This window comes from Paenibacillus sp. FSL R5-0527, from assembly GCF_038008055.1.
GTDB classification, from domain to species: domain Bacteria; phylum Bacillota; class Bacilli; order Paenibacillales; family Paenibacillaceae; genus Fontibacillus; species Fontibacillus macerans.
The window spans coordinates 1,975,013-2,000,485 of record NZ_JBBOYI010000001.1 but is presented as its reverse complement, the minus strand read 5'-3'; the positions used below and the strand labels follow the sequence as shown (position 1 = coordinate 2,000,485).

22 protein-coding genes and 1 riboswitch are annotated in these 25,473 nt (G+C 56.2%); of the genes, 1 reads left to right on the top strand and 21 read right to left on the bottom strand.

Annotated features, from left to right (window positions below; genetic code table 11):
* Positions 1-12: 12 nt before the first annotated feature.
* The 4 genes from NYE69_RS08860 to NYE69_RS08845 all read right to left on the bottom strand — a co-directional run bounded on the left by NYE69_RS08860 (position 13) and on the right by NYE69_RS08845 (position 2,224).
* A complete protein-coding gene (locus NYE69_RS08860) occupies positions 13-765 on the bottom strand; it encodes a hypothetical protein (protein ID WP_340925864.1) in 753 nt (250 codons plus the stop codon).
* On the bottom strand, positions 762-1,460 hold the full coding sequence (locus NYE69_RS08855; RefSeq protein ID WP_328273102.1) for an ABC transporter ATP-binding protein: 699 nt from the start codon (positions 1,458-1,460) through the stop codon (positions 762-764). Before NYE69_RS08855 ends, NYE69_RS08860 begins: the two co-directional genes overlap by 4 nt.
* Positions 1,461-1,651: 191 nt before the next feature.
* Complete coding sequence (locus tag NYE69_RS08850) at positions 1,652-2,026, bottom strand: GntR family transcriptional regulator (RefSeq protein ID WP_340925863.1); 375 nt, start codon at positions 2,024-2,026, stop codon at positions 1,652-1,654.
* Between the two features lie 24 nt (positions 2,027-2,050).
* Complete coding sequence (locus NYE69_RS08845) at positions 2,051-2,224, bottom strand: hypothetical protein (protein ID WP_340925862.1); 174 nt, start codon at positions 2,222-2,224, stop codon at positions 2,051-2,053.
* A 725-nt stretch (positions 2,225-2,949) separates the two neighbouring features.
* On the opposite strand from NYE69_RS08845, the gene NYE69_RS08840 reads away from it, so the two are divergent.
* Positions 2,950-4,227 carry an IS110 family transposase gene (locus NYE69_RS08840; RefSeq protein WP_326045729.1) on the top strand — a complete coding sequence of 426 codons (1,278 nt, stop codon included), beginning with the start codon at positions 2,950-2,952 and terminating at the stop codon, positions 4,225-4,227.
* An 824-nt stretch (positions 4,228-5,051) separates the two neighbouring features.
* Here the strand turns inward: NYE69_RS08840 and ilvA are convergent.
* From ilvA to NYE69_RS08755, 17 genes are all read right to left on the bottom strand, one after another.
* A complete protein-coding gene (gene ilvA / locus NYE69_RS08835; protein ID WP_340925861.1) occupies positions 5,052-6,314 on the bottom strand; it encodes a threonine ammonia-lyase IlvA in 1,263 nt (420 codons plus the stop codon).
* 184 nt (positions 6,315-6,498) lie between these two features.
* A complete protein-coding gene (locus tag NYE69_RS08830; RefSeq protein WP_128631765.1) occupies positions 6,499-6,720 on the bottom strand; it encodes a hypothetical protein in 222 nt (73 codons plus the stop codon).
* 127 nt (positions 6,721-6,847) lie between these two features.
* Positions 6,848-8,113 carry a phosphoribosylamine--glycine ligase gene (purD, locus tag NYE69_RS08825; RefSeq protein ID WP_340925859.1) on the bottom strand — a complete coding sequence of 422 codons (1,266 nt, stop codon included), beginning with the start codon at positions 8,111-8,113 and terminating at the stop codon, positions 6,848-6,850.
* Between the two features lie 138 nt (positions 8,114-8,251).
* Positions 8,252-9,799 (bottom strand): bifunctional phosphoribosylaminoimidazolecarboxamide formyltransferase/IMP cyclohydrolase, encoded by a 1,548-nt coding sequence (gene purH, locus NYE69_RS08820; RefSeq protein ID WP_340925858.1) that lies wholly within the window; start codon positions 9,797-9,799, stop codon positions 8,252-8,254.
* Positions 9,800-9,893: 94 nt separating this feature from the next.
* A complete protein-coding gene (purN, locus tag NYE69_RS08815) occupies positions 9,894-10,520 on the bottom strand; it encodes a phosphoribosylglycinamide formyltransferase (RefSeq protein WP_340925857.1) in 627 nt (208 codons plus the stop codon).
* The gene (gene purM / locus NYE69_RS08810) at positions 10,520-11,563 is read right to left on the bottom strand and encodes a phosphoribosylformylglycinamidine cyclo-ligase (protein ID WP_340925856.1); all 1,044 of its coding nucleotides are present in this window, start codon (positions 11,561-11,563) and stop codon (positions 10,520-10,522) included. The genes purN and purM overlap by 1 nt, the downstream gene beginning before the upstream one ends.
* A gap of 944 nt (positions 11,564-12,507) precedes the next feature.
* Positions 12,508-13,986, bottom strand: a complete 1,479-nt coding sequence (gene purF / locus NYE69_RS08805; RefSeq protein ID WP_340925855.1) for an amidophosphoribosyltransferase — start codon at positions 13,984-13,986, stop codon at positions 12,508-12,510.
* Positions 13,971-16,232 carry a phosphoribosylformylglycinamidine synthase subunit PurL gene (gene purL / locus NYE69_RS08800; protein WP_340925854.1) on the bottom strand — a complete coding sequence of 754 codons (2,262 nt, stop codon included), beginning with the start codon at positions 16,230-16,232 and terminating at the stop codon, positions 13,971-13,973. The genes purF and purL overlap by 16 nt, the downstream gene beginning before the upstream one ends.
* Positions 16,210-16,899 (bottom strand): phosphoribosylformylglycinamidine synthase subunit PurQ, encoded by a 690-nt coding sequence (purQ, locus tag NYE69_RS08795; protein ID WP_340925853.1) that lies wholly within the window; start codon positions 16,897-16,899, stop codon positions 16,210-16,212. The genes purL and purQ overlap by 23 nt, the downstream gene beginning before the upstream one ends.
* Positions 16,900-16,903: 4 nt before the next feature.
* A complete protein-coding gene (purS, locus tag NYE69_RS08790) occupies positions 16,904-17,149 on the bottom strand; it encodes a phosphoribosylformylglycinamidine synthase subunit PurS (protein WP_036625850.1) in 246 nt (81 codons plus the stop codon).
* 89 nt (positions 17,150-17,238) lie between these two features.
* The gene (locus NYE69_RS08785; protein ID WP_340925852.1) at positions 17,239-18,138 is read right to left on the bottom strand and encodes a phosphoribosylaminoimidazolesuccinocarboxamide synthase; all 900 of its coding nucleotides are present in this window, start codon (positions 18,136-18,138) and stop codon (positions 17,239-17,241) included.
* A 24-nt stretch (positions 18,139-18,162) separates the two neighbouring features.
* Entirely contained in the window at positions 18,163-18,375 is a 213-nt protein-coding gene (locus NYE69_RS08780) for a hypothetical protein (protein WP_340925851.1), read from the bottom strand.
* Between the two features lie 16 nt (positions 18,376-18,391).
* Positions 18,392-19,690, bottom strand: coding sequence for an adenylosuccinate lyase (gene purB / locus NYE69_RS08775; protein WP_328273824.1), 1,299 nt, complete (start codon positions 19,688-19,690; stop codon positions 18,392-18,394).
* On the bottom strand, positions 19,690-21,099 hold the full coding sequence (purK, locus tag NYE69_RS08770; RefSeq protein ID WP_340925849.1) for a 5-(carboxyamino)imidazole ribonucleotide synthase: 1,410 nt from the start codon (positions 21,097-21,099) through the stop codon (positions 19,690-19,692). The genes purB and purK overlap by 1 nt, the downstream gene beginning before the upstream one ends.
* Positions 21,096-21,593 carry a 5-(carboxyamino)imidazole ribonucleotide mutase gene (gene purE / locus NYE69_RS08765; RefSeq protein WP_036625858.1) on the bottom strand — a complete coding sequence of 166 codons (498 nt, stop codon included), beginning with the start codon at positions 21,591-21,593 and terminating at the stop codon, positions 21,096-21,098. Before purE ends, purK begins: the two co-directional genes overlap by 4 nt.
* Before the next feature lie 418 nt (positions 21,594-22,011).
* A riboswitch (purine riboswitch) is annotated at positions 22,012-22,113 on the bottom strand.
* A 1,080-nt stretch (positions 22,114-23,193) separates the two neighbouring features.
* Positions 23,194-24,105 carry a response regulator gene (locus NYE69_RS08760; RefSeq protein WP_036625861.1) on the bottom strand — a complete coding sequence of 304 codons (912 nt, stop codon included), beginning with the start codon at positions 24,103-24,105 and terminating at the stop codon, positions 23,194-23,196.
* 64 nt (positions 24,106-24,169) lie between these two features.
* Complete coding sequence (locus NYE69_RS08755; RefSeq protein ID WP_340925848.1) at positions 24,170-25,465, bottom strand: sensor histidine kinase; 1,296 nt, start codon at positions 25,463-25,465, stop codon at positions 24,170-24,172.
* Between the last annotated feature and the right edge of the window lie 8 nt (positions 25,466-25,473).

Genomic DNA, 25,473 nt, shown 5'->3' with positions numbered 1-25,473 from the left:
AAATTAGCTCGGTTATATTTCCATTCTCTTGCTCAACAAATAAATCGTGGCGTAGAACATCAATCCCACAAACGCCGCTTCAAACAAGAACTCGGCAATGCTAAGGAACTGGATGCTGCCAGTTGCCATCGTAAGCGTGTCATTCGTGCTCCCGCGGAAAACCCCAAGGCTTAAAACGGAAGAGTCGCCGTTCCCGAACAACAAGCTTTCCAGCCAGCTCATCACGTTGATGATCACGAAAAAGGAGACGATGCCGATCCAGGTTCCCGCTTTTCCCCGTATGCTGACGCTTGCGCCGATGGTGATTGCCGTGAAAACGGTCAATACCAGCACGCTATATCCCCACGCCGCCGCCAAGGTGATCTCGAGCCAATCTTTCACGCTCGCCAGCCCAAAAGACAGATCGTACGGAATCCCCTTAAAATGGAGATATAACAAAGCGTGGATGAACGCAACCGCTACGAACACCGCCGCCATAATCAGGCCGAGCAGCAGCGATGACAGTACGGTCCAGGCCGGGTGGACCGGCAGCAGTCTGCGGTTGTACGCCTTGATATTGGCTTCAAAGGTTTTGCATACGAGCACCAGCATGATAATGCCCGCCGACACGTACAAAATGATGTTGAAAGCTATAATCAGCCCGTCGTCCCATCCCTTGACATTGCCGACGATCGACAACGCGGCCTGCACAATCACCAAAATTGCCGCCATCCCCAAAAAGGTATTGGCATTTCGTTTCAAGTCGTATTTCAGCAGTTTCATCATTCCGCAAACACCTCTTTAAACATGTCGTCTACGCTCTTGCCATACTTCATCCGCAAGCCTTCAACCTCTTCCTGCATGACGATTTCCCCTTCGCGGATGAAGACGACTTCATCGAAAATCCGCTCGATGTCCCGCACCAAATGCGTGGAAACGATCAAACTGCTGTCCTCGCTGTAAAACTCCACGATCGCATCCAAAATTTTAGCCCGCGCTACCGGATCCACGCCTCCAATCGGTTCATCCAGCAAATACAGCTTGGCGTTCCGCGACAGCGTCAGCGTAAGCTGCAGCCGCTCATTCATCCCTTTGGACAGCGAACTGATCTTATCCCCTTCATTCAGCTGCATAAACTTCAGCATCGTCCGGGCCTTTTCCTCGTCAAAATCGGCGTAGAAATCCCGGTAAAACCCTACCGCGTCGCGCACCTTCATCCACGACTCCGTCAGCGGCCGGTCCGGCATAAAGGAGACGAGCGACTTGGTCGCAAGCCCCACCGGCGTACCGTCTACCGTTACTTGGCCGTTAGAAACCGGAATCAAACCGGCCACGATCTTCATCAGCGTGCTTTTGCCGCTGCCGTTCGGACCGAGCAGGCCCACGATTTTACCCTTGCCGATGCCCAAAGATACGCCGCGCAGCGCCTTTTTGCCGCCGTAAGACTTGGACACGCCCTTCAGCTTCAGTAGTTCATCCATCCGATTTGTCTGACCTGTCTTATCTGTCTGATCTGTCTGATCTATCCAATCAATCTGATCCATTCGATCCTTCCGGCTCATCTGTTCCTTCTGATCCATCCGATCCATTTGATCCATTTGATCCATTTGATTCTTCCGGCTCATCTGATCCTTCTGATTCATCCGATCCATTCGATCCATCGTCCTCCCTCCTATCGCCGTTCTTTGCCTTGCACGGCTTCTGCGACAATCGCCGCGATATCCTGATTGCTGAAGCCGAGCTCCTGCATCCCGCCGATGAAGCGGTCAAGCAATTCGCCGGCCATTTCTTTTTTGATCGTCATAATTTTCGATTCCTCGCTGGTCACATATCTTCCGAGTCCGCGTTTCGTTTCCACGACGGCTTCACGCTCCAATTCCTGAAAAGTCCGCTGCACGGTATTCGGGTTGATTTGCAGTTCGGCTGCCAATTCTCGCACGGAGGGGATTTTGTCCCCGGCCTTCAACTTGCCGGTAACGATCTCCTTTTTCAAATAGTTCATGATTTGCAAATAAATCGGCAGATTGTTGTCGAATTCGATGCCCACGTTCGGGTCAGCTCCTTTCCGCCATTATGCCGCCGGCAGCGCCTTGATTTGATGGGGCGGCATCCCGTTGATCCCGTGAATTCCGTGGATTCCGTTGATCCCATTGATTCCGTTGATTCCGTTGATTCCGTTGATTCCGTTGATTAAGCTCAAGCCCGCCGGCTTCGGGAATTTCGCTTCCCGCATTGGTTGCAGCACATGATCACTCCCTTAAAATGTATCAGTGTTATAGTTAAATAGTACACTAGTGAATTGGTATTGTAAAGCCCTTTTTCGAATGCGTGTTCAAAAAGCTGGGTTTTCAGGACCGAAGCTTATGCTTCCGAAGTGCGCTTTTTCAAAACGCTTTAGTTGGATGAGGCTAGGAACTGAGTAGCGGAGCTAAACGTTTTCGTAGCAAACGGCTTCGGAAATATAGGCTTGGTTTGGGTACGTGAGCAACTGAAATGTTTCCGGAGAAAACATGCGTCGTAAGCATATGCTTGACCCGGCTGAATTCAAGATTAGACGTCGATTCTTCTTTATGAACGGCTTCGTCATGAAAGATGACTTTTTGAACAACCTCTAAAAAAATAAAAAAACCTTCCCCGACTATTTGTCAGAAAAGGCTGGATGCCACATTATAAAGGCCAATCGCCTTATTTTTCACTGCTCCATCACCTAGCGTTGCATTAACTTTTGCTCAAGATTTCCCGGAACTGCTGGCCCGGAACTACTGCTAGCCCGGAACTACTGCTGGCCGGAACTGTTACCCGGAAATCTAACGGTTGTATCAGCGGCTATTTACCAAAAAAAGCTCTTTTCAAAATTCTAAACATTCCTGTGTAGGTTAAGATTTCGTCTTTGAAAAAAACAGGAGCGCCTCGTATGATAGGGGTGTCGACGGGTCAAAAGCCCTTAAAACCTATCAGGAGGCGCTTACTATGAAGTCTACTCGAATTCAAACCACAAATCAACGGATTGAACGAATTACCATGCAGCATGCGATCATCGGGATTGACATCGCCAAGGATGTTCATGCCGCCCAAGTGACCGATTTTCGGGGGCGTGTCCTGACACCACGCCATCTGTCGTTCGCAAACACGCGGGAAGGCTTTGAGAAGCTTCTGCGCTGGACGTGTGACGTACAGGACAAACACCATCTATCCTCACTCATCGTCGGCATGGAGCCCACAGGCCACTATTGGTTCAATCTCGCGAATTGGTTACGGGAGCAAGGGATCACGGTGGTACTGGTGAACCCGGTAACAGTGCATCGTAATAAGGAAAATCGCGACAATTGCCCGTCCAAGAACGATCCCAAGGATGCATTGAACATTGCCGACGTAGTTAGCCGAGGCTTCTACACGGACTATACGCCAGAGGCGGCTGTTTTCAAACGACTCAAGGCGGTTATGAGTGATCGAGAATTTTGGGTCAAGCAGCAGGTGAGCCTGGGAAATCGCATTATCCGCTGGATCGATCTGAAGTTTCCGGAATTCCGTTCGGTCTTCCCGGATTGGACAGTTTTGCGTTCTCTGGCGTCGCTCCGCGCCTTTCCGTTGCCGTCCGACTTGCAGGGTCTTCGTACGGATGACGTGATCGAAGCTTGGCGTGAGCAAGGGATGAAACGTGCGGGCGGAGTAAGTGGCAAAGCGAAGGCCGCCCGGCTTCTTCTGGTGGCTGCACATAGTATCGGCGATATACAGGCACTTGAAGAAGCGCGGCGTGACCTGCAGCGTTTGCTGGATGCGTATGAATATGCCGTCAAGTCGCTTGAGGAGATCGAGCAGGAAGTCAAGAAGTTACTAGGCTGTATTCCGCTAGCTGGGCAGTTGCGAAGTATTAAAGGCCTTGGAACCATAACGATCGCGGCCCTTCTGGCTTGTGCCGGAGATTTGCGTAACTATGCCCATGGGCGTCAACTGCTGCGCCGGGCCGGTCTGAATCTAGCGGAACGTACTTCGGGCAAGTTCAAAGGACAGATCAAGCTCTCCAAGCGCGGGGACAGCATGCTTCGCAAGTATCTCTACCTGGGCGTGCTGGGCTTGGTTGGCCAACATCCGGACTTTAAGCGATGGCATGAGTACAACCTGAAGAAAGGAATGAAGAAGATGGCTTCAATCACCAAGTTAATCGGCAAACTCGCTCGAATCCTCATTGGCATGGTTCAGAAGGGGGAACCGTATCGCTCCGAGATAGCGGTCCACCGAGTCGCCTAGCCTAAATCTATTGACGTAACCGAGCCTGGCTGATAATCCGTCGTCATACGAAGATTGACTCGTTCGCAGGATTCGAACAAAGAAAGCAACACAGAACCGAGTTTCGCAACCGTAAGGGCAAATGACCCATCTTTTAAACGCAATCGGTCTCCACGCCTTGGACAGGTACAACGAAGGAATGTAAGGGCGAAGACCCGTAGAGACATGGGAGGGTGAACCTCCAGGGGCCGAGTGGAGGGTGCAGGAAACCATTTTTTGGAGAAGTGCAAAGATGCACGACTTCTGTTCCTGCACACCCTTTTGCAAGAAACCACGGCTTTTTGTCCGGAGCTCCCCCATCTCTTCGCTTTTCAAGGTAGCGAAATCCTGCGAATAAGTGAGTATTCGTGAGAAAACTTCTTAAATACGAGGGACGGTTGTGACAGTCGTTATTTGCCTGAATCTAAGCAAAAAGGGCCGGATTCAAGTGAAATAAGCCCCATGACAACCGTTACAATTTGAAATCAACGTTTTTGGAGCAAATAGCGCTTGTGGCATCCGTTAGAGTATCAGTGCAACTGGAAAATGTAAAATGTATCTTGTCAGGTCAAATTTGATGCAACGTTAGTGCCGCCTCATTGGATTTATCCAATAGAATCGAAAATTGGGTAGAAAGACAGTACCCTGATTGGATATTTCCAATAGATTGGGCCAGGCAGGGCACAATACAGGCGACTTAAGCGAAATCTATTGGATATTTCCAACGAGCGCTCAAAATGGCGGCCGATTCCCGTTATTCTATTGGATTTTTCCAACCAAGGGGGAGTCTAATCTACAAGAAACCATCAGATCAGCAAATTAAACAGGTTCAAGTCCCGGTTGAGCTCGGTATAGGCGATGCCTTTCGAGGCCATTCTGCCGATCAGCGCTTCGTAATCCGCCTTGTCGCTCAGCTCGATGCCGACCAGGGCCGGGCCGTTTTCCTTGTTGTGCTTTTTCGTATATTCGAACCGGGTGATATCGTCGTTCGGGCCCAGCACCTGCTCCAGGAACTCGCGCAGGGCGCCGGCGCGCTGCGGGAAGTTGATCAGGAAATAATGCTTCAGCCCCTCGTAGATCAACGAACGCTCCTTCATTTCCTGCATCCGGTCGATGTCGTTGTTCCCGCCGCTGATGATGCAGACGACGTTTTTGCCGCGGATTTGGTCGCGGTACATGTCGAGTGCGGATACCGGCAGCGCGCCCGCCGGCTCCACAACGATAGCGCTGTCGTTGTACAGCTCCAAAATCGTCGTGCACGCCTTGCCCTCCGGCACCTGAACGATATCGTCGAGGATCTTCGCGCAGATTTCGTAATTCAAATCGCCTACGCGTTTGACCGCCGCACCGTCCACGAACTTGTCGATCGCTTCCAGCGTCACCACTTGCTTCTGCTTTAACGCTTCCGTCATCGAAGCCGCGCCCGCAGGTTCGACCCCGATCACTTTCGTCCGCGGGCTGACCGTTTTCAAATACGTGCCCACGCCCGACACCAAACCCCCGCCGCCGATCGTCACAAACACATAGTCGGCCGGCACATTGAGGTTCTCCATGATCTCCATGCCGATCGTCCCGTTGCCGGCGACGATTTTCGGGTCATCAAACGGGTGGATGAACGTCATTCCGCCCTCGGTGCACGCTTTCATCGCTTCTTCATAAGCGTCGTCGTACGTGTCGCCGGTCAGCACCACCTCGACATGCTCGCCGCCAAAGCGTTTTACCTGCTTAACTTTCTGGTTTGGCGTCGTGCTTGGCATAAAAATTTTGCCCCGGATTCCCAGCGCGTTGCAGGAAAAAGCCACGCCCTGCGCATGGTTGCCGGCGCTCGCGCAAACGATCCCCCGCTGCAAATCCTCCGGCTGGAGGCTGCGGATCATATTGTAGGCCCCGCGGATTTTAAAAGAACGCACGACCTGGAGATCTTCTCTTTTTAAATATACGTTGCAGCCGTATCTTAACGATAACGTCGCATCCAGCTGCAGCGGAGTCCGCACCACAACCTCACTCAGCACATGATGCGCTTTGACGATATCTTCCATCCCTACCGTTTGGCGTTCCGCCTGCTTCATCGCTTTCTCCTCACTTTGGCTCGATTTCTCTCATTCTTATAAAAGTACACCTAAAACCGCTTTCCGTTCAAGTCATTTTCCGATGCAAACGAGGAAATCCCCGCCAACGTGCAGGCTGCAAAAAAGCCTCTCCGGCAGATCCGGCGCATAGGCCGGCAGGCTGGAGAGGCTTCGAGTGGGCGGATCAGTCTTTTTTCGGAATCAAACGGTCATCGGTATGTCCCTTGGAGTTTTTCTCCTGAGCAAGCTCTTTAAGCTCCCACTCCATCGTCCCGTACACCGGATCGGACGGGAATTCCTCGCCCTTCCGCAAGTACTCCTCGCGCCCCAGCTCGTCCCGGTATACGCCGCTCACTTCCACTTCTTCGCGCGATACCGGAAGCATTTCCTTCATTTTGTCGCTCATGATGATGCCGCCTCCCGCAATCAGAGAATGACAGGGACTATAATCCCCATTCTCCCTTAACATGCGCGAAAAAAGAGCGGATTATCCTCACACGCCCCGGAAGGCGGATCCTCGTTCAATACCGCCGCTATACGAGCGCCTTGGCGGCGATATCCGTACGGTTGTGCTTGCCCTCAAATGTGATGTGCTCCGCGGCTTGATAAGCCTTGTCCCGCGCTTCGGCGATCGATTGGCCAAGTCCGACGACGCCCAGAACGCGGCCGCCGTTCGTGACCCATTCCCCGGCTTCGTTGCGGGCCGTTCCGGCATGGAACACGAGGGCCTCCCGCACCTCGTTCAAGCCCTGGATCGGCAGGCCTTTCGGATAGGAAGCCGGATAACCGCCCGAGGCCAGCACGACGCACACGGCCGCTTCGTCGCTCCACTCGATTTCCTCCTGATCCAAGGTGCCGTTCACCGCCGCCAGAAAAATATCAAGCAGATCGCTTTTCAGCCTCGGCAGCACGACCTGGGTTTCCGGATCGCCGAAGCGGGCGTTGAATTCGATCGTCTTCGGCTTGCCGTCCGGCGTAATCATCAGCCCGGCGAACAACACGCCGCGGAACGGCCGGCCCTCGGCCACCATCGCCTTGGCCGTCGGTTTGATGATCGTTTCGACCGCTTCTTTAATGATGCCGGGGGCGATGTGCGGCAGCGGGGAATAGGTGCCCATGCCGCCCGTGTTCGGCCCTTTGTCGCCGTCGTAAACCTGCTTGTGATCCTGCGCCGCCGCCATCGGCCGCACCGTTTCCCCGTCCACGAACGACAGGATCGACATTTCCTGGCCTTCAAGGTATTCCTCGATGACAACCTGGCTCCCGGACTCGCCGAACACCTTCTCGACCATAATATCCTTTAAAGCGGCTTCCGCCTGTTCGCGGGTGAAAGCGACCGTCACGCCTTTGCCCGCCGCCAGCCCGTCCGCCTTGATGACGATCGGCACCGGCCGGCTGCGCAAATACGCCAATGCCGGCTCATAGCTGTCGAACTTCTCATAAGCCGCTGTCGGAATGCCGTATTTTTTCAGCAAATCCTTCATAAACGTTTTGCTGCCTTCGATATGCGCGGCGTTTTTGCGCGGACCGAACACCGGAATATTCTTAGCCTCGAACACGTCGACAATGCCATCGGCCAGCGGATCGTCAGGCCCGACCACGACCAAGCCGACGCCCTTCTCCTCGGCAAACGCGGCCAGCCTGTCGAATTCATGCACCTGAATCGGAACGAGTTCGGCCACCTGACCGATCCCGGCGTTGCCCGGGGCGCAATAAAGCTTGCCGGCTTTGGGGCTTTTCGCCAAACTCCAGCAAATCGCGTGCTCGCGCCCGCCCCCGCCAATCACCAATATATCCATTTGTCGTCTCCTCCTTGATAGCCCGCAAGCGGACCGTAATGACGTTATTCGCTCATATCCCCGGGACTTCCCCCGCTTTAAATCGGAAAAACGGCAGGCCGCCGCACGCCGCAGCGGTCTGCCGTTTGGAGCCGAGGCTTAATGTTTGAAATGGCGGACGCCGGTAAATACCATGGCGATGCCGTACTCGTTCGCGACCTTGATTGACTCCTCGTCCTTAACCGAGCCGCCAGGCTGAATAACCGCCGTAATGCCGGCCTTGGCCGCCGCTTCCAGCGTATCGCCCATCGGGAAAAACGCATCCGAGGCCAACACGCTGCCTTTCGACTTTTCTCCAGCCTGCTCAATGGCGATTTTCGCCGCACCGACGCGGTTCATCTGACCGGCGCCGACGCCGATCGTCATATCGTCCTTGGCCAGTACGATCGCATTGGATTTCACGTGCTTAACTACTTTCCAGCCAAACAGCAGCTGCTTCAGCTCTTCCTCCGTCGGCTTGCGGTCCGTAACGACCTGCAGGTCGGATTCCTTCAGCACATGAACATCGCTCTCCTGAACGATCATGCCGCCGTCGATCGAGGTCACGACAAACTGGCTGCTCCGTTTGCTGCCCAGCTCCAGGCCGCCGAGCTTTAAGAGGCGGATGTTTTTCTTTTTCGTCAAAATGTCCAGCGCTTCTTCGGTAAAGCCCGGCGCCAAAACGATCTCCAGGAAAATCTCCTTAAGCAGCGTTGCCGTGTCGGCATCAATGATGCGGTTGGCGGCGACGATGCCGCCAAAGATCGACACCGGATCGGCCTCATACGCTTTTTGATAGGCCTCCAAAATGCTGCTGCCTACGCCTACCCCGCAAGGGTTCATATGCTTCACCGCAACGACGGCCGGCTCCTCGAATTCTTTTACGATTTGCAGCGCCGCATTGGCGTCGTTGATGTTGTTGTACGATAGCTCCTTGCCATGCAGCTGCTCGGCATTGGTCAGCGTATCCGCCGCGGCCAGCGGCTTACGGTAGAACGCCGCTTGTTGGTGCGGATTTTCGCCGTAGCGCAAATCCTGGATTTTCTCATAGGTCACGGTGTAACGCTCCGGCAGCGGATCGCCGGTCACCTTCGACAAATAATCGGAAATCAGGGCATCGTAAGCCGCCGTATGGCGGAAAACTTTGGCCGCAAGCCGTTTGCGCGTGTCCAGCGTCGTATCCCCGCCCTCGCGTATTTCCGCAAGAACCGTACCGTAATCGGCCGCATCGACAACCACGCTGACGAAGGCGTGGTTTTTGGCCGCAGAACGCAGCATGGTCGGCCCGCCGATGTCGATATTTTCAATCGCGTCCTCATAGGTCACGTCCGGCTTGGCGATTGTTTCCTGGAACGGATACAGGTTTACGACGACCAGGTCGATGTAATCCAGACCCAGCTCCTTCATTTGCGCCTGATGCTCTTCGCTGTCGCGGATCGCCAGCAGTCCGCTGTGGACAGCCGGGTGCAGCGTTTTGACGCGTCCGTCCAAAATTTCCGGAAAACCGGTCACCTCGGAAATGCCGATCACCGGCACTCCTTCCTTCGACAGCAGGTTTTTCGTTCCCCCCGTCGAAATGATCTCCACGCCCAACTGCGACAGCTCGCGGCAAAAATCCACGATCCCCGTTTTATCCGACACGCTTACCAGCGCTCTTTTGATACTCAAAATCGGCCCCTCCTTTAATTTGGCGAATCATGCCCCGATATTTCTCGGGAAATATCGAAAGCCCTGCGCACTTTATGTCCTATAAAAGTATGCCCTATTGTTCCTCATCCGACAGAATCGTCACTTTCCGGCCTTCCACCTGAACCCGCCTTTTGGCAAACCAAGACACGACTTGCGGGTACAACTGCTGTTCCGCGGCATGGATTCTGGCCTCCAGCGACTCCAGGGTATCCGAGGCGAGAATCTCCACCGGTTTTTGGGCGATCACAGCGCCGCTATCCATTCCCCCGTCGACCAAATGCACTGTTATCCCGGTCACTTTAACGCCGTAGTCCCACGCTTGCCCGATCGCATTTTTGCCCGGAAAAGCCGGAAGCAACGAAGGGTGGATGTTGATCATTTTTCCCGCGTAAGGCTCCACCAGCACCGGGGTCAGCAGCCGCATATACCCGGCCAAAACGACCAGGTCGATCTGCCGCTTGTCCAGCTCCGCGGCGATTTCCGCCTCATAATCTTCCCGCCGCGCATAGTCCTTAGGTTGAAAAAGAAAGCAGTCGACCCCGGCCTTGCGGGCCCGTTCGACGACGGGCGCCTGCGGTTTGTCGCACACCAGCAGCACGATTTCTGCGCCGAGCGTTCCCGCCCGGGAAGCATCCAGCAAATTTTGAAAATTGCTGCCCTGCCCGGAGGCGAACACCGCGATCCGAAAACCCGCCGCCATTACACGTCCGCCCCCGCAAACGTCACTTCCCGGCGGCCTACGGTCACTTTGCCGATGACGTACGGGCTTTCGCCGGCTTCGCGCAGCGTTTGCAGGGCTGCCTCCACCTGATCGGCGGCAACGATGATGACCAGCCCGATCCCCATGTTGAAGGTGGTGAACATGTCGCGGCTGCTGACGCTGCCCTTTTGCTGCAAAAGCTCAAAGATCGGCAAAATCGGCCACGAACCGGATTCGATCTCCACATTTACGCCTTCCGGCAGCACGCGCGGGATATTTTCGATAAATCCGCCGCCCGTAATGTGCGCCATACCTTTGACATCGACCTGCTCAAGCAGGGAAAGCACCGGCTTCACGTACAGCTTGGTCGGCGTCAGCAGCACGTCCCCAAGCTTCTGTCCGCCGAGCTCCGGCAGCGTATCCTGCAGACCGTATCCGGCCTCCTCCAGCAGCAGCTTGCGCACCAGCGAAAAACCGTTGCTGTGCACGCCGCTGGAAGCGAGGCCGATCACCGTATCGCCGGGAGCGACGGTGCTGCCGTTGACGATTTTGCGTTTGTCGACGACGCCGACGGTGAAGCCGGCGATGTCGTATTCGCCTTCGCCGTACATGCCCGGCATTTCAGCGGTTTCACCGCCGATCAGCGCGCAGCCCGACTGGCTGCAGCCTTCGGCGATCCCGGCGACGATCGCCTCGATTTTCTCAGGAACGACTTTGTCGCAGGCGAGGTAATCGAGGAAAAACAACGGCTCCGCGCCCTGCACGACGATGTCGTTGACGCACATCGCCACCGCATCGATGCCGATCGTATCGTGCTTGTCCATCGCAAACGCGATTTTCAGCTTGGTGCCCACGCCGTCCGTCCCGGAGACCAGAACCGGCTCCTCATATTTGTCTTTGTTCAATCCGAACAAAGCCCCGAAGCCGCCCAGATCCGTCATCACTTCCGGACGAAACGTCCGCTTGACGTGTTTTTTCATTCGCTCCACGGCTTCATTCCCGGCCGCAATATCGACGCCGGCGTTTTTGTATGCTTCTGACACGAGAAGGACACACTCCTTAGGTTTATTTTTTGGAGGACATGCGTTTCTTTGCAACCGCAAAATCAACTAGACTACATCCAGACTACATCCAGACTAAACCAAGCTAACGGTTGCCACAGCCGCTATTTGAGCCATTTACGTTGATTTCGGATTCTAACGGTTGCCATCGCGCTTATTTCGCAGAACTCCGGCTACCTATGCCCAAATCAAGGCAAATAACGGCGCTGACAACCGTTAGAATTGAGAAAGAGGCCTTTTTCGCAAAATAAAGGCTGCTGCAACCGTTAGAATAACGGCGGGCGATAGGATCTGCTCGGGAACCTGTTTGCAGGAAAGCCCGAAAGGGCCGACGCAATCGCTATCCGGGTAGCTCTATCGCCAGCACGCTCAGCTAAATCATCACGGGAGTAGTAAAGGGCCATCATGGGTAGCCCGCCCATTCCCCCGCCGATCCCCGGCTCTCATTGGAAAAATCCAATAGATTGACAGACACCAGACTTAATTTTGAGCTTTCATTGGAAATATCCAATAGATTTCGCCCGAAAGTCCATTTTCCGTCATACCGAGATCAATCTATTGGAAATATCCAATCAAGCTACCGTATTTACTACTCAATTTCCATTCTATTGGATATTTCCAATCAGAGGACTTATCATCATAAGCATATCCCGCAAATCTCATTGAATTATCCAAGGTGGCCACCTAAGCGGCATAATCAACTCTGCTCGACGTACCCGCCTCAAGCTTAAGCTATTTCAAAAAAAATTTATCATGTGAAATAATTGTTGCGATTTTATCATTGGTTGGGCGGCCTAAAGCCAGTGCTAACGGATCCAGTCGACACCGTCCGAAACAACTCCGCCATAACCGCCAACCGCTGCGTTATACGCCACATGAAGTTTTACCAGCCCTCATAGACTGTGAGCAACCGGCAAGACGCCCGCTTAACACGTACACCCGTATTTCTCTTCCCCGTCAAAATCCGTCCGCGTCGGGTAATCGTTGTCGAAGCAGGCCATGCAGAGGCCGCCTTTGTAATCCCCGGCGTTGTCGCCGCCTACCGCCCGGATTAAACCCTCCGGGCTCAAAAACTCCAGCGTGTCCGCATTAATCTCCCGGCAAATTTCCTCGACGGATTTGTACGATGCGATCAGCTCGCCGCGGTCCGGGGTGTCGATCCCGTAGAAACACGGGTTCTTAAATGGCGGCGAAGTAATGCGCACATGCACCTCCGTCGCCCCGGCCTCGCGCAGCAGATTGACGATCCGCCGCGAGGTCGTGCCGCGGACGATCGAATCGTCGATCATCACCACGCGTTTGCCTTCCACGACCCGGCGCACGGCGCTCAGCTTCATCTTCACGCCCTGCTCGCGCAGCTCCTGGCTCGGCTGGATGAACGTCCGGCCGGTGTATTTGTTTTTGATCAGACCAAGCTCGTAAGGGATGCCGGTCTGCTCCGCGTAGCCGATGGCGGCGGAGATGCTGGAGTCGGGCACGCCGGTCACGACGTCCGCGTCGACAAAAGACTCCTGCGCCATCACTTGCCCCATCCGCTTGCGGCTCGCGTGCAGATTCGAGCCGTTCATGTCGCTGTCCGGGCGCGCGAAGTAGATGTATTCCATCGCGCACAACGCCTTGCGCTGCGGCTCGGTATAACGGTCTTCGTGCAGACCGTTGCCGTCCAGCACCAGCATTTCGCCCGGCTGGATTTCGCGGATCGTCTCCGCGCCGATCACCTCGAACGCGCACGTCTCGGACGAAAACAGATACGCGTCGCCGAGCCGGCCCATCGTCAGCGGCCGCAGCCCGTTCGGATCGCTGGCGGCGATCAGCTTGTCGTTGGTCAGCAGCAGGAAGGCGAAGCCGCCGACCAGTTGCCCCAGCGCGTCCTTCGCCGCCTCGACAAAATCCTTCGGCGACCGCGCGATCAGATGCGCAATCACCTCCGTGTCGCTTGTCGTCTGAAAGATCGAGCCGCTTTGCTCCAGCTCGCGGCGGATTTTCGGCGCGTTCACGATATTGCCGTTCGTCGCCACCGCCAAATCGCCGTCGCGGTATTTGAAAATCAGCGGCTGCGCGTTCGTCAGCCGGCTGTCCCCGCTCGTCGAATACCGCACATGGCCGATCGAGCGGTCGCCGACAAGCGAAGCCAGCTTGTCCCGGTCGAACACTTCCTTGACGAGCCCCATGCCGCGGTGGTAATTGAACTCCGATCCGTCCGTCACGCACATCCCGGCGCTTTCTTCGCCCCGGTGCTGCAGCGCATGCAGGCCGTAATAAGAAAGGGAAGCAGCATCGGGATGACCATACACGCCGAACACACCGCACTCCTCCCGCAACGTGTCGAACGGATCCGCACGTCCCGCACCCTCGTTGTAATATGCTCCTGTCCAAAGCCCCCGCGGCATTATTTCATCAGACATGGAATGACATCCTCCCAGATGCGTTTCAACTGCTCAACCGGCTTGTTCAGCACGGAAGCCCCGTCCACCGCAATGGCCAGCCCGGCGCCCTCGGCAGCCGTGCCTGCAACGGAACCGATCCGCGCTACCGGCACGCCGCGCTCCGCAACAAGCCGCTCCAGCGCATCCGCCTTATCCGGCGATGCCGACAGCAAAATCCGCGACTGCGACTCGCTGAACAGCAAAACATCCGCACGCAGCCCGCCGCTTGCCACATCGACGTTCGCGCCCAAACCGCCGCTGATGCACGATTCCGCCAGCGCCGCGGCCAACCCGCCTTCGGACAGATCGTGAGCCGAACGTACCAGCCCGCCTTGAATCGCTTCAAGCACGGCACCCAGCAGCTTTTTCTCGACTGCCAAATCCAGCTGCGGCGGACGCCCCTCAACCACGCCATGCACGACCGCCTGGAACTCGCTGCCGCCAAGCTCCGCCTTCGTTTCGCCGAGCAGGAAAATCACGTCGCCCTCGGACTTGAAGCCCTGGGTCGTAATATGGTCCACATCGTGCACAAGCCCCACCATGCCGACGACCGGCGTCGGGTAAATCGCGCCTTTGGCGTTTTCGTTGTACAAGCTGACGTTCCCGCCGATGACCGGCGTATCCAGCTCGCGGCAAGCTTCCGCCATGCCGTCTACGGCCCGCTCCATCTGCCAGAAAATATCCGGCTTCTCCGGGCTGCCGAAATTCAGGTTGTCCGTAATCGCCAGCGGCTCGGCTCCGGAGCATACGATGTTGCGCGCCGCTTCACTGACCGCGATGCGTCCGCCCACCTCCGGATCGAGGTACACGAACCGGCCGTTGCAGTCGGTCGTCATCGCCAGCGCCTTACGCGTCCCGTGGACCGTTACTACCGCCGCGTCCGAGCCCGGACGAACCGCCGTGCCGGTGCGCACCATGTAGTCGTACTGATCGTAAACCCAAGCTTTGCTTGCGACCGAAGGCGAAGACAACACTTGCTCAAGCGCCCCGCCCAGATCGCGAACCTCATCATACCGCAGCGTATCCACCGCGGCGTTCTGCTCATAATAAGCCGGCACCGCCGAAGGCTTGTCATAAATCGGACATTCGTCCACGAGCGCCTTCACCGGCATATCGCCAACCAGCTCTCCGTGATGGAACAGCTTCAGCCGCCCGTCGTCCGTCACCTTGCCGACCTTCGCGCAGATCACGCCCCAGCGCTCAAAAATCTCCCGCGCCTGCGCCTCATCCTTCGGCTCAACGACGAACAGCATCCGTTCCTGCGATTCCGACAGCATCATTTCGTAAGCGGTCATGCCCTCTTCGCGCTGCGGGATCTGATCGAGATACAGCTCCAGACCGTTGCCGGCCTTGCTCGCCATCTCCGCGCTGGAGCACGTTAGCCCGGCCGCGCCCATATCCTGAATCCCCAGCACGATGCCGGTGTCGATCAGTTCGAGGCAGGCTTCCATGACCAGCTTTTCCATAAACGGATCGCCGACCTGTACCGCCGTCCGCTTCGCCTCGGATTCCTCCGTCAACTCTTCCGACGCAAACGTCGCGCCGTGGATGCCGTCGCGCCCCGTTGGCGGGCCAACGTAAAACACCGGATTGCCCACGCCCTTGGCGACGCCGCGCTGGATTTTATCGTGATCGATCAGCCCGACGCACATCGCGTTGACGAGCGGATTCCCTTCATAGCTTTCGTCAAACACGACTTCGCCGCCGACCGTCGGGATGCCGATGCAGTTGCCGTACCCGGCGATCCCCGACACGACGTGCTCGAACAAATATTTCACGCGCTCGCTTTCCAGCTTGCCGAAACGCAGAGAGTTAAGCAGCGCAACCGGTCTTGCCCCCATCGAAAAAATATCGCGGATAATCCCGCCGACGCCCGTCGCAGCGCCTTGGTAAGGCTCCACTGCGGAAGGGTGGTTATGGCTTTCGATTTTGAACACGACCGCCTGGTTGTCGCCGATATCGACGATCCCCGCGCCCTCGCCCGGACCCATCAGGACACGCGGTCCGCTGGTGGGAAAACGGCGCAGCAGCGGCTTCGAATTTTTGTAGGCGCAGTGCTCGGACCACATGACGCTGAACACGCCGATTTCCGTGTAGTTCGGCTTACGGCCCAAAAACCCGCAGATCAGTTCGTATTCGCTATCCGAAACGCCCATCTGTTTGTAAATTTTCTGCTCCGCAATTTGCTCTGCATTCGGTTCCTTAGCGGACACTTGCTGACTCATGCCGATCCCTCCAAGCCTTCAAAATGGATGTAAACATTTTTTTGCCGTCCGTAGAGCCGAGCAGGGCGTTCACCGCACGCTCCGGATGCGGCATCATGCCGACCACGTTGCCGCGTTCATTGGAAATGCCGGCGATATCGTCCACCGACCCGTTTGGGTTATTCACATACCGGAAAATAATCTGGTTTTTTTGCCGCAGCCGGACCAAGGTTTCTTCATCACAATAATAATTGCCTTCGCCGTGGGCGATCGGAATCGTAATCTCTTCGCCCGGCGCGTACAGCGACGTAAACGGATTTGCGTTGTTTTCGACCCGCAGCACCGTATCATGGCAGCGGAATTTCAGCGACATGTTGCGGCGCAGCGTCCCCGGCAGCAGCCCGGCTTCCGTCAAAATCTGAAATCCGTTGCAGATGCCGAGAACATATTTGCCTTCCTCCGCGGCTTTGGCCACCTCGGCCATCACCGGCGCGAACCGGGAAATCGCTCCGCAGCGCAAGTAATCGCCATAGGAAAAGCCCCCGGGAACCAGGATGCAGTCGTACGCGGAAAGATCGGTCGCCGTATGCCACACGTAATCGACGGGTTCGCCCAAAGCTTCCTCCACCGCTTTATAACAGTCGATATCACAGTTGGAACCGGGAAATACGAGTACCGCGAATTTCATCGATTCAGCCCTCCAATTCAAAACGGTAATCTTCAACCACCGTATTGGCCAGCAGCTTCTCGCACATCGCCTTGACACGGGCTTCCGCCTCAAAGCGGTCGTTCGTGTCCAGCGTAAGCTCCATATATTTGCCGATGCGGACGCTCTCCACTTCCTTGAAGCCCATGGAATGAAGCGCTCCCTGCACAGCTACTCCCTGCGGATCAAGTACGCTTTGCTTGATCGTGACATAAACGTTCGCTTTAATCATGTTCCTCGTATTCCTCCTATTGTTTGGACTTATGCAGCGGTTTGGACTTATGCGCCCCGCCGCGTGTGTTTGTCTTTTCCGCCTGCTCCCTACTCCAACTCGTGCCCGGTCAGCCGCCGGTAAATGTCGCGGTAACGCCGGGTCGTTTCTTCAACCACATGCCCCGGCAGCGGATCGGGCTGGCTGTTCTTGTCCCAATCCGAACCGGCCAGGTAAACACGCACCGGTTCTTTGTCCATGCTGTCGATTTCGATGTCCAGGGCGTAGTTCTCTTTGGCCCAAAAACGCGATGCATCCGGTGTAAAAATCTCGTCGATCAAAATCAGCTTGCCGTCCACCAGCCCGAATTCCAGCTTGCAGTCGGCGAGCATGATGCCGCGCTCCTCGCAGTAGTCCCGAGCGAAAGTGTAAAGCTCCAGGCTGCGGCTGCGCAGCTGCTCCGCCAAATCCGCGCCGACCTTGTCCGCCATCTCCGCAAAGGAGATGTCTTCGTCGTGGCCGACGTCGTTTTTCGCCGCCGGCGTAAAAATCGGTTCCGCCAGCTTGGCGTTTTTGCGCAAGCCCTCCGGCAGCTTGATGCCGTTGATCTCGCCGCTTTGCTCGTACTGCCGCCAGCCGCCTCCGGTGACGTAACCGCGCACCACGCATTCGATATCGATGCGCTGCGCCTTGCGGGTCACCATCACGCGGTTTTTCAGCAGCGGCTTGTACGCTTCGGGAACGACGTCCCCCAAAAGCTCCACATCCGCATGAATCACGTGATTCTCCAGCAGATGCTGCGTCTTGTCGAACCAGAACGCGCTCAGGCGGTTCAGCACATTGCCTTTGTCCGGCACCGCCGGCTCAAGCACATAGTCGAAAGCGGAAATACGGTCGGTCACGACGATCAAATAATGCTCGCCAAGGTCGTACAGCTCCCGCACTTTGCCTTTATACAGCAGCGGGGCGTTCACCAAATCCGCCGCCGTGGAAATTGCCGGTGATGACATGTCGCCGTCCTCCTCAAATTACGCTTAATGATTGCAATAACGGTATAAAAAGCAGCTATCCTTCCGCGATTTCAGCAAAATTCGCAATATAGCGGTAAAATGGGACGCTATTTTCTTCTGCTCCGGCTGCAAACGTCCATTTTGACCACTTTCCCCGAAAATAACGCCTTTTTGTACCGCTATTTGACGGTGCTGCCGCAAAACCGGATAAATAGGGGTATTTTTTACCGCTATCATCCGAGATGCGCCCTTCCTACTCAGCCAAACCCAGCTTGCGGAAAATCGTATCCACATGCTTCAAATGCCAAGCCGGGTTAAACGCGTCATCGATCTCTTCCTTGCTCAGCACGGCGGTGATTTCCGGCGTCTCTTCGATGATGTCGCGGAACTGCCGCTGCGTTTCCCAGGCCTGCATCGCCCGCGGCTGCACCGTGTCGTACGCCTGCTCGCGGCTGAAGCCTTTGTCGATCAGCTTCGTCATGACGCGGCCGGAGAACGGCACGCCAAACGTGCGGCCCATGTTGCGCTTCATGTTTTCCGGGAACACCGTCAAGTTTTTCACGATGTTTCCGAAGCGGTTCAACATGTAGTTCAGCAGCATCGTCGCGTCGGGCAAAATCACCCGCTCGACCGAAGAATGCGAAATATCGCGTTCATGCCACAGGGTCACGTTTTCGTAGGCCGACACCATGTGCCCGCGGATCACGCGCGACAGGCCGGAAATGTTCTCGCAGCCGATCGGATTGCGCTTGTGCGGCATCGCCGACGAGCCTTTTTGCCCTTTGGCGAAAGCTTCCTCCACCTCACGGAATTCGCTTTTTTGCAGGGCGCGGATTTCCGTGGCGAATTTGTCGAGCGACGTGGCGATCAGCGCCAGCGTGGCCATATACTCGGCGTGGCGGTCGCGCTGCAGCGTTTGCGTGGAGATCGGCGCGGCCGTTGTGCCCAGCTTCTCGCACACAAACTGCTCCACGAACGGATCGATGTTCGCGTACGTACCTACCGCACCGGAGATTTTGCCGAATTGCACTCCGTCCGCGGCCCGGCGGAAGCGCTCCAGATTCCGCTTCATCTCTTCATGCCAGAGCGCCATCTTCAGCCCGAACGTCGTCGGCTCGGCATGCACGCCATGCGTCCGGCCCATCATCGGCGTGTCTTTGTAGGCGAGCGCTTTTTCCCGCAAAATATCGATAAAGTTCAAAATATCCCGCTCAAGAATTTCGTTGGCCTGCTTCAGCAAATACCCCAGCGCCGTGTCCACCACGTCCGTCGAAGTGAGGCCATAGTGCACCCATTTCCTTTCCGGGCCCAAGCTTTCCGAAACCGCCCGGGTAAAGGCGATCACGTCATGGCGCGTCTCCTGCTCGATTTCGTAGATCCGGTCGATGTCGAACGAGGCGTTTTGGCGCAGCAAAGCCACGTCCTCCTTCGGGATGACGCCCAGCTCGGCCCAAGCCTCACAGGCGCACAGCTCGACTTCCAGCCAAGCCTTGAATTTGTTTTCCTCCGTCCAGATCGCTCTCATTTCCGGTCTGCTGTAGCGTTCGATCATTAGCGTTCATTCCTCCAAATGTTGGTTTGCTCTATCCAACGGAGTCCGTCCTCCACATCCCGGCAGAGCAGGTTGATATGCCCCATTTTCCGCTTCGGCGCGGCTCCGTTCTTTCCATATAAGTGTACTTTGGGAATGACCGGGAATCCAGCTTGCCGTCCGGCCGTTTTCCCTTCCTCCGGGGCGGAGCCCAGCAGAGGCCGCCCGGCCGGCGAACCGCCTTCCCGCGCCGCCGGTTCCTTCCCGCTTCCGCCGTCCGGCCAAGCGCCTTGCACCATCGCCTCGCGCACGGCCTCCAAATGCTCGCCGAGCACGTTCACCATCACAACCGGCGAGAGCAGTTCCGCTTTGCCGAGCGGCAAATTGCAGATGGCCCGGACGTGCTGCTCGAACTGCGAGGTCGTGCAGGCCTCCATCGTGTAATGGCCGGAATTGTGCGGCCGCGGCGCCAACTCGTTGACGAACAACTCGCCGCCCGCGGTCAAAAACATCTCCACGGCCAGCAGCCCCACCGCTTCCATGCCTTCCGCGATGCGCGCGGCCAGCCTTTCGGCCTCCCGCTGCACCCGCTTTTCCACGCGGGCCGGCACGATCGATAGATGCAAAATATTATCGACATGGATATTTTCCGCCACCGGGAACGTTTGAATTTCCCCGCGCGGACTGCGCGCCGCGATCACCGACAGCTCCTTCACGAACGGAATAAACTGTTCCAGCACAAGCTCGGTGCCGGCTTTACTCAGCTCGGCGTAGGCCGGGGCGATTTCCGCTTCCGAGCGGATGACCCATTGCCCTTTGCCGTCATAACCGCCGGTCGCGGTCTTCAGCACGGCCGGAAGGCCGAGGCGCTTAACCGCCGCCCGCAGGTCCTCTTCGCTGCCGATCTCCGCATACGGAGCCACTTTCACGCCCGCCGCCTCGACCGCGCGCTTTTCGCGCAGCCGATGCTGAGTCGTGTACAGCAGCTTGCTTCCCTGCGGCACGTACGACAGCTCCTCGAGCAGCGCGGCCACGCCCGCGTCCACGTTCTCGAACTCGTACGTGATCACGTCCGAGCGCTCGGCCAGCCGGCGGGCGGCCTCTTGATCGTCGTAGCCGGCGACGATTTGCCCGGCCACCTGGCCGCACGGCGCATCCGGCGTCGGATCCAGCGTCACGAAGCGGTAGCCGAGATTGCTGCCGGCCAGCGCCATCATCCGCCCCAGCTGCCCGCCGCCGAGCACGCCGATCGTCGCGCCCGGAGCGATTACCGGCGGCGCTTCGCCACTTTGGCCAGCGCCTTGTCCGGCCTTCGCTTGGCTCCCTGCTCCTGCGCCTTGCCCAGCCAGCGCTTGATTCGCTACGCCAGCTTGCCCAACCGCCGCTTGATCTCCCGCTCCGCCTTGCCCTGCCATCGCTTCGTGCCTCATTCCGCCGCCTCCAATTCCGCGCCGCTCGCCAGCACCTCTTCGCGAATCCGGTCGCGGCGCTCCTGCACACGGCGCATCAGCTCGGGATCGAACGCACCGAGGATCTGCGCGGCCAGCAGCCCGGCGTTGATCGCGCCGGCTTTGCCAATCGCCACCGTCCCGACCGGAATGCCGCCCGGCATCTGCACGATCGACAGCAGCGAATCGAGGCCGTTCAACGCGGCGGACTTCACCGGCACGCCGATGACCGGAAGCGCCGTTTTCGCCGCCACCATGCCCGGCAAATGGGCGGCGCCCCCGGCGCCCGCGATGATCACCTTAAGCCCGCGGCCCGCGGCCTGCTCGGCAAACTCGAACATCAAGTCCGGGGTACGGTGCGCGGAGACGATTTTTTTCTCGTACGGAATTTGCAACTCCTCCAATACGCCGCAAGCATGGGCCATCGTTTCCCAATCCGATTTGCTGCCCATAATCACTGCAACCTGTGCTGTCATCCCTCATCCCACTTTCTATCATTATTCTATGGTTCCAAAAAGGCCGGATACTTAAAAAGGTCCGCACCTCTGAAAATAACGAAGTATTTTCCAGAAATTCGCGGACCATGAGAGAATACGGCGGACTAAGCCGGAAGGTAAGGTGTCTGTCGGTTGCCGTTTAAGGGCCAACCACCCTGGCGGCCGGCGGCTCGCTCAGGGCGCCGGCCGCCCCCAGGATCGGGCTGAACAAAAGCCCGCCCGGGGAACGGGAGAGCCCGGTGCATAAGCCCAGGCTCTTGAGAAAAACGTCTATCAACGTCCATTCTGAGGAGACAGACCGCGACTAACGGAAGTTTTCTTCCGATATCAGGATATTATTCCGCTAAGTTTTAGCGCTCCGATATCTAAAAAGCTTTCCGTGCTTAAGCCGCCTTACCTTTATCACGTATTCGCTCGTAGTCCGAAAATTTACGGTTCTCGGGTAGAAACTTCCGGGCCCTATCCCCGGTATTATACGAGTTTAAGAGGTAACCCTCACTTTATTATGTTCGGCGGAGAACCGCCTTTGCTCTACTAGTTTACCAATGGCGGACACGACATGTCAACTCAAACCCGAACATTAATGGAATGTAAAATCCGAATGTTCGTTTTTGGAATGTCTCTCCTCTAATCCCTTTACCTTATCACCCGAGCCTTGTTGTCACGATACGCCCTGCGAAATTCCGCGAAACTCTACAAAATTCCGCAAACTTCCACGAAAATCCTCGAATTCCCACCAAATGAAAAAGTACAGGCGATTTCCGTTCAATTCCACCAATTCCGCCTGATCGAGTGTAAAAGTGCATTTGCAAGATGATATATAGATCTTAATCCGCGGCAGCGCCTGTTGAATAAGCACAAAAAACGGCGTTATTCCAGCGACATCCATTCATTTAAGAGGAATAAGGGAAATTTATGTCGCTATTTTCTCGAAGTGTAATGAAATTCCTGCGTTCTGAACCATTCAGAGGAAAATAAGTACATAAAATTCCGCTAATGGGATGAACATGCTGGTGCGCCGGATAATAAGCACATAAATTACCGCTATTTTACACTAGCATTGCATTAAATCTGACAAGATACATTTTCTAGCCATACCAATATTCTAACGGTTGCCACAAGCGTTATTTGTGCCAAAAACGTTGATTTCAAATTGTAACGGATGCCGTAGCGTTTATTTCACTGAAATCCGGCTTAGTTTGCTTAGATTCAGGCAAATAACGGCGATCACAACCGTTAGAGTTTTGAAAAAGGCTTTTTTCGCAAATTAGCCGCTGCTGCAACCGTTAGATTTCCGGCGGGCGCATTATCGGCTTGAAAACATGATCACTTCCCCAGAAAATCCGGATCTCAGGAAATCTGGATCCCAGGTAATCTGAATCCCAGGAAATCTGGTATGTATCAGGACTGCCAGTTGTCTAGATCGAAAGTTAATGCAACGCTAGTGGCTATTTTATGCAATTGCTGCTTTAGACGGCAAGTACTACTGTTTTACGGCAATTTCCCCTAGTTTAAAGCCGACGCTACACCCGGTCGTTCCAATCAACATTAAAAAAAGCCGCAAAAGCAGCGGCGAACTCTATCCGTTCATCTGCTCCTGCAGCTCGATATACAGCACTTGCAAAAACTTTTTGATGTTGACCTTCACCTTACCGCCGCCGCCGCTGGTCTCCCGGCCCTCTTCGATTTCCTTCATCTTTAGCCGCACGTCCTCGAAATCGAAATATAGCGGGGCGTAATATTCGAACCGGGGGTTGCCGTAGTCGGTCAAACCGAGCGAAGCCAGATTGGTCAGCCCCGCCGCCAGCGCGCGGCGCAGCCGCTGCTCGATCGCTTTGACCTCCTTGGCGATCTCCTCCGGCTTCGCCTTGTACGTTGCCGCCGCCTGGCGGTACAGTTCCTTCAGCGGCGGCATGTTTGCGCCGGCTCCGCGTTCGATCAGCAGCTCCATGATCGCGATCATGTCGCGGCTGCCGCTTTCCCCGATCAGCCCCATATTCATCAGGATCGGCTGGATCGCTTCGCGTACGGCCCGTTTCCCGGCCGTAACGTGGGGCGCGGGGCGAAGCCCTTCCAGTTTTTTCAGGCTGGAGCGGATTTCCTCCAAGTAATGCCCCATGGCGTAACGTTCGTTCACTTTTCGCAGCACGGTTTCCACCTCGATCCGGTTGATCGGCTTGCGGATAAAAAACTCGATGCCGCTCCGGTACGCCCGCCCGACCATATCCTGATTCTCTATCTGCGAGATCATCACGAATTTGGCGCTGCAGCCTTGGGCGCGCAGTGAATCGATCGCCTCGATGCCGTCCTGATCGGGCATCAAAAGATCCATCAGCACGATGTCCGGGGCCTCGCTCAAGATTTGGCGCACACCTTCCTGCCCGCTGCCTGCCGTTCCCGCCACTTCGCCGAGCCCGCCGTCTTCAATGATATGCTGCAGCATTCTTCTCGCGCTAATATCATCGTCTACGATACAGAAAGAAAGCGCCATGCTTGACCCCTCCCAAAAGTTTTGTGAGCACGCTCCGCAAGTCTAATTCGCAAACTAACAAAACTTACATCGGAAGCGCAGGCTTACGCAGCTTTTCCGTCGGAATGCGGACCTGAAACAGCGCGCCCCCCAAAACGGAAGATGCTCCGACCTCAACCTCCCCCGTAAACATGCTTACGATATCGCGCACATGGGACAACCCAATGCCTGTGGCCGCCACACCCTCCTGGTCAAACTTGGTCGTAAAACCCGGCTCGAACAGCAAATCGCGGTCGCGCTCCGCCACGCCGCCGCCGCTGTCGGCTACGATAAACACCGTATAGCCCCCATGCTCGCCCACTTCCAAATGGATCATGCCATTCTCCCCGATCGCCTCCACCGCGTTGGCGGTCAAATTGTTCATCAGCGTCAGCAGCGGAACGTAGCTTGCGGTCACATAATCGGTGCGGATATCGTACGAAAAAGAAATCGTCTTGCCCAACATTTCGGCGTACTTGCCGTTGCTTTTCAGCGTAAAATGAACGAGCGCGGACAGCGGCATGTCCCCCGGCGCTTCCCGGTCGGTCAGCTTGACCAGCCCGGCCAAAATCCGCTGCGAATCCTTTTTGACCTCGTGGATCTGCTGCGTGATGCGCAGCACCTGCTGCCTGTGCTCCTGCCGCCCCTCCTCGCTCAAGCGCCGGTACAGCTCGTAACTGCTCAGGGTAACGTCCTCCAGCGTGCCGATCGATTTTTTCAGGTAAAAAACTTCCCCATACAGCCCCGAACTGAAGGCGAGCATCTGCTCGATCCGGCGGTTTTGCTCCTTCTGGATGATCCGCATCCGGCTGACCGCGATGCTGCTGTAGATGCCCGTCACGAAATACGTTCTCAGCATGGCGATCGCCATCAGAAACGTCCACTCGTTCAGCTTAAACGCGGCCGTGCCCGTGACCAGCAGCCGGGTCAGCAGCTCCGCTTCATTGGACAGCAGATCGATAACCGCCGTCACCGCGCCCAGCAGCAGCGGGTAAAGCCGATCCACCCTCGCCCTGATGAACTGCATTCCGCAGGCAAACACAATGTAATAGACGCCCGCCGAGCAATGCCGGCCCAGACTGTCTAACGCCGTCCATCCGCCGGCCATCACTTGGTCCAATCCCGTCCGGAACAGCAGCACGACAGCGCCGGTAACGACGCCGGTCCATACGTAAGGCAGCTTCCTCATCAGCAGCAAAAACAGCAGAAAAGCGCTGCTGCCCAGCCCGATCCTGAAAATATCGCCGTCAAACGGGTTGATTTTCAGTTCCCCGGCCACCGCCGTCCCAACCGCAACAAGGCCGATCTGTACGTATTTTGATTTGAAAAGAGCCGTCCCCATGCCCCTCT

What these genes read in the sequence shown, in the direction of transcription:
- NYE69_RS08830 (WP_128631765.1), bottom strand. Translation starts at nt 6,720, where the DNA reads ATGAGCGACAAAATGAAGGAAATGCTTCCGGTATCGCGCGAAGAAGTG.
- purS (WP_036625850.1), bottom strand. Translation starts at nt 17,149, where the DNA reads ATGATTAAAGCGAACGTTTATGTCACGATCAAGCAAAGCGTACTTGAT.
- NYE69_RS08785 (WP_340925852.1), bottom strand. Translation starts at nt 18,138, where the DNA reads ATGTCATCACCGGCAATTTCCACGGCGGCGGATTTGGTGAACGCCCCG.
- purF (WP_340925855.1), bottom strand. Translation starts at nt 13,986, where the DNA reads ATGTCTGATGAAATAATGCCGCGGGGGCTTTGGACAGGAGCATATTAC.
- purN (WP_340925857.1), bottom strand. Translation starts at nt 10,520, where the DNA reads ATGGCGGCGGGTTTTCGGATCGCGGTGTTCGCCTCCGGGCAGGGCAGC.
- purB (WP_328273824.1), bottom strand. Translation starts at nt 19,690, where the DNA reads ATGATCGAACGCTACAGCAGACCGGAAATGAGAGCGATCTGGACGGAG.
- purK (WP_340925849.1), bottom strand. Translation starts at nt 21,099, where the DNA reads ATGAGGCACGAAGCGATGGCAGGGCAAGGCGGAGCGGGAGATCAAGCG.
- NYE69_RS08760 (WP_036625861.1), bottom strand. Translation starts at nt 24,105, where the DNA reads ATGGCGCTTTCTTTCTGTATCGTAGACGATGATATTAGCGCGAGAAGA.
- NYE69_RS08855 (WP_328273102.1), bottom strand. Translation starts at nt 1,460, where the DNA reads ATGGATGAACTACTGAAGCTGAAGGGCGTGTCCAAGTCTTACGGCGGC.
- NYE69_RS08780 (WP_340925851.1), bottom strand. Translation starts at nt 18,375, where the DNA reads ATGATAGCGGTAAAAAATACCCCTATTTATCCGGTTTTGCGGCAGCAC.
- purQ (WP_340925853.1), bottom strand. Translation starts at nt 16,899, where the DNA reads ATGAAATTCGCGGTACTCGTATTTCCCGGTTCCAACTGTGATATCGAC.
- purL (WP_340925854.1), bottom strand. Translation starts at nt 16,232, where the DNA reads ATGAGTCAGCAAGTGTCCGCTAAGGAACCGAATGCAGAGCAAATTGCG.
- NYE69_RS08755 (WP_340925848.1), bottom strand. Translation starts at nt 25,465, where the DNA reads ATGGGGACGGCTCTTTTCAAATCAAAATACGTACAGATCGGCCTTGTT.
- ilvA (WP_340925861.1), bottom strand. Translation starts at nt 6,314, where the DNA reads ATGAAGCAGGCGGAACGCCAAACGGTAGGGATGGAAGATATCGTCAAA.
- NYE69_RS08860 (WP_340925864.1), bottom strand. Translation starts at nt 765, where the DNA reads ATGATGAAACTGCTGAAATACGACTTGAAACGAAATGCCAATACCTTT.
- purD (WP_340925859.1), bottom strand. Translation starts at nt 8,113, where the DNA reads ATGGATATATTGGTGATTGGCGGGGGCGGGCGCGAGCACGCGATTTGC.
- purE (WP_036625858.1), bottom strand. Translation starts at nt 21,593, where the DNA reads ATGACAGCACAGGTTGCAGTGATTATGGGCAGCAAATCGGATTGGGAA.
- NYE69_RS08840 (WP_326045729.1), top strand. Translation starts at nt 2,950, where the DNA reads ATGAAGTCTACTCGAATTCAAACCACAAATCAACGGATTGAACGAATT.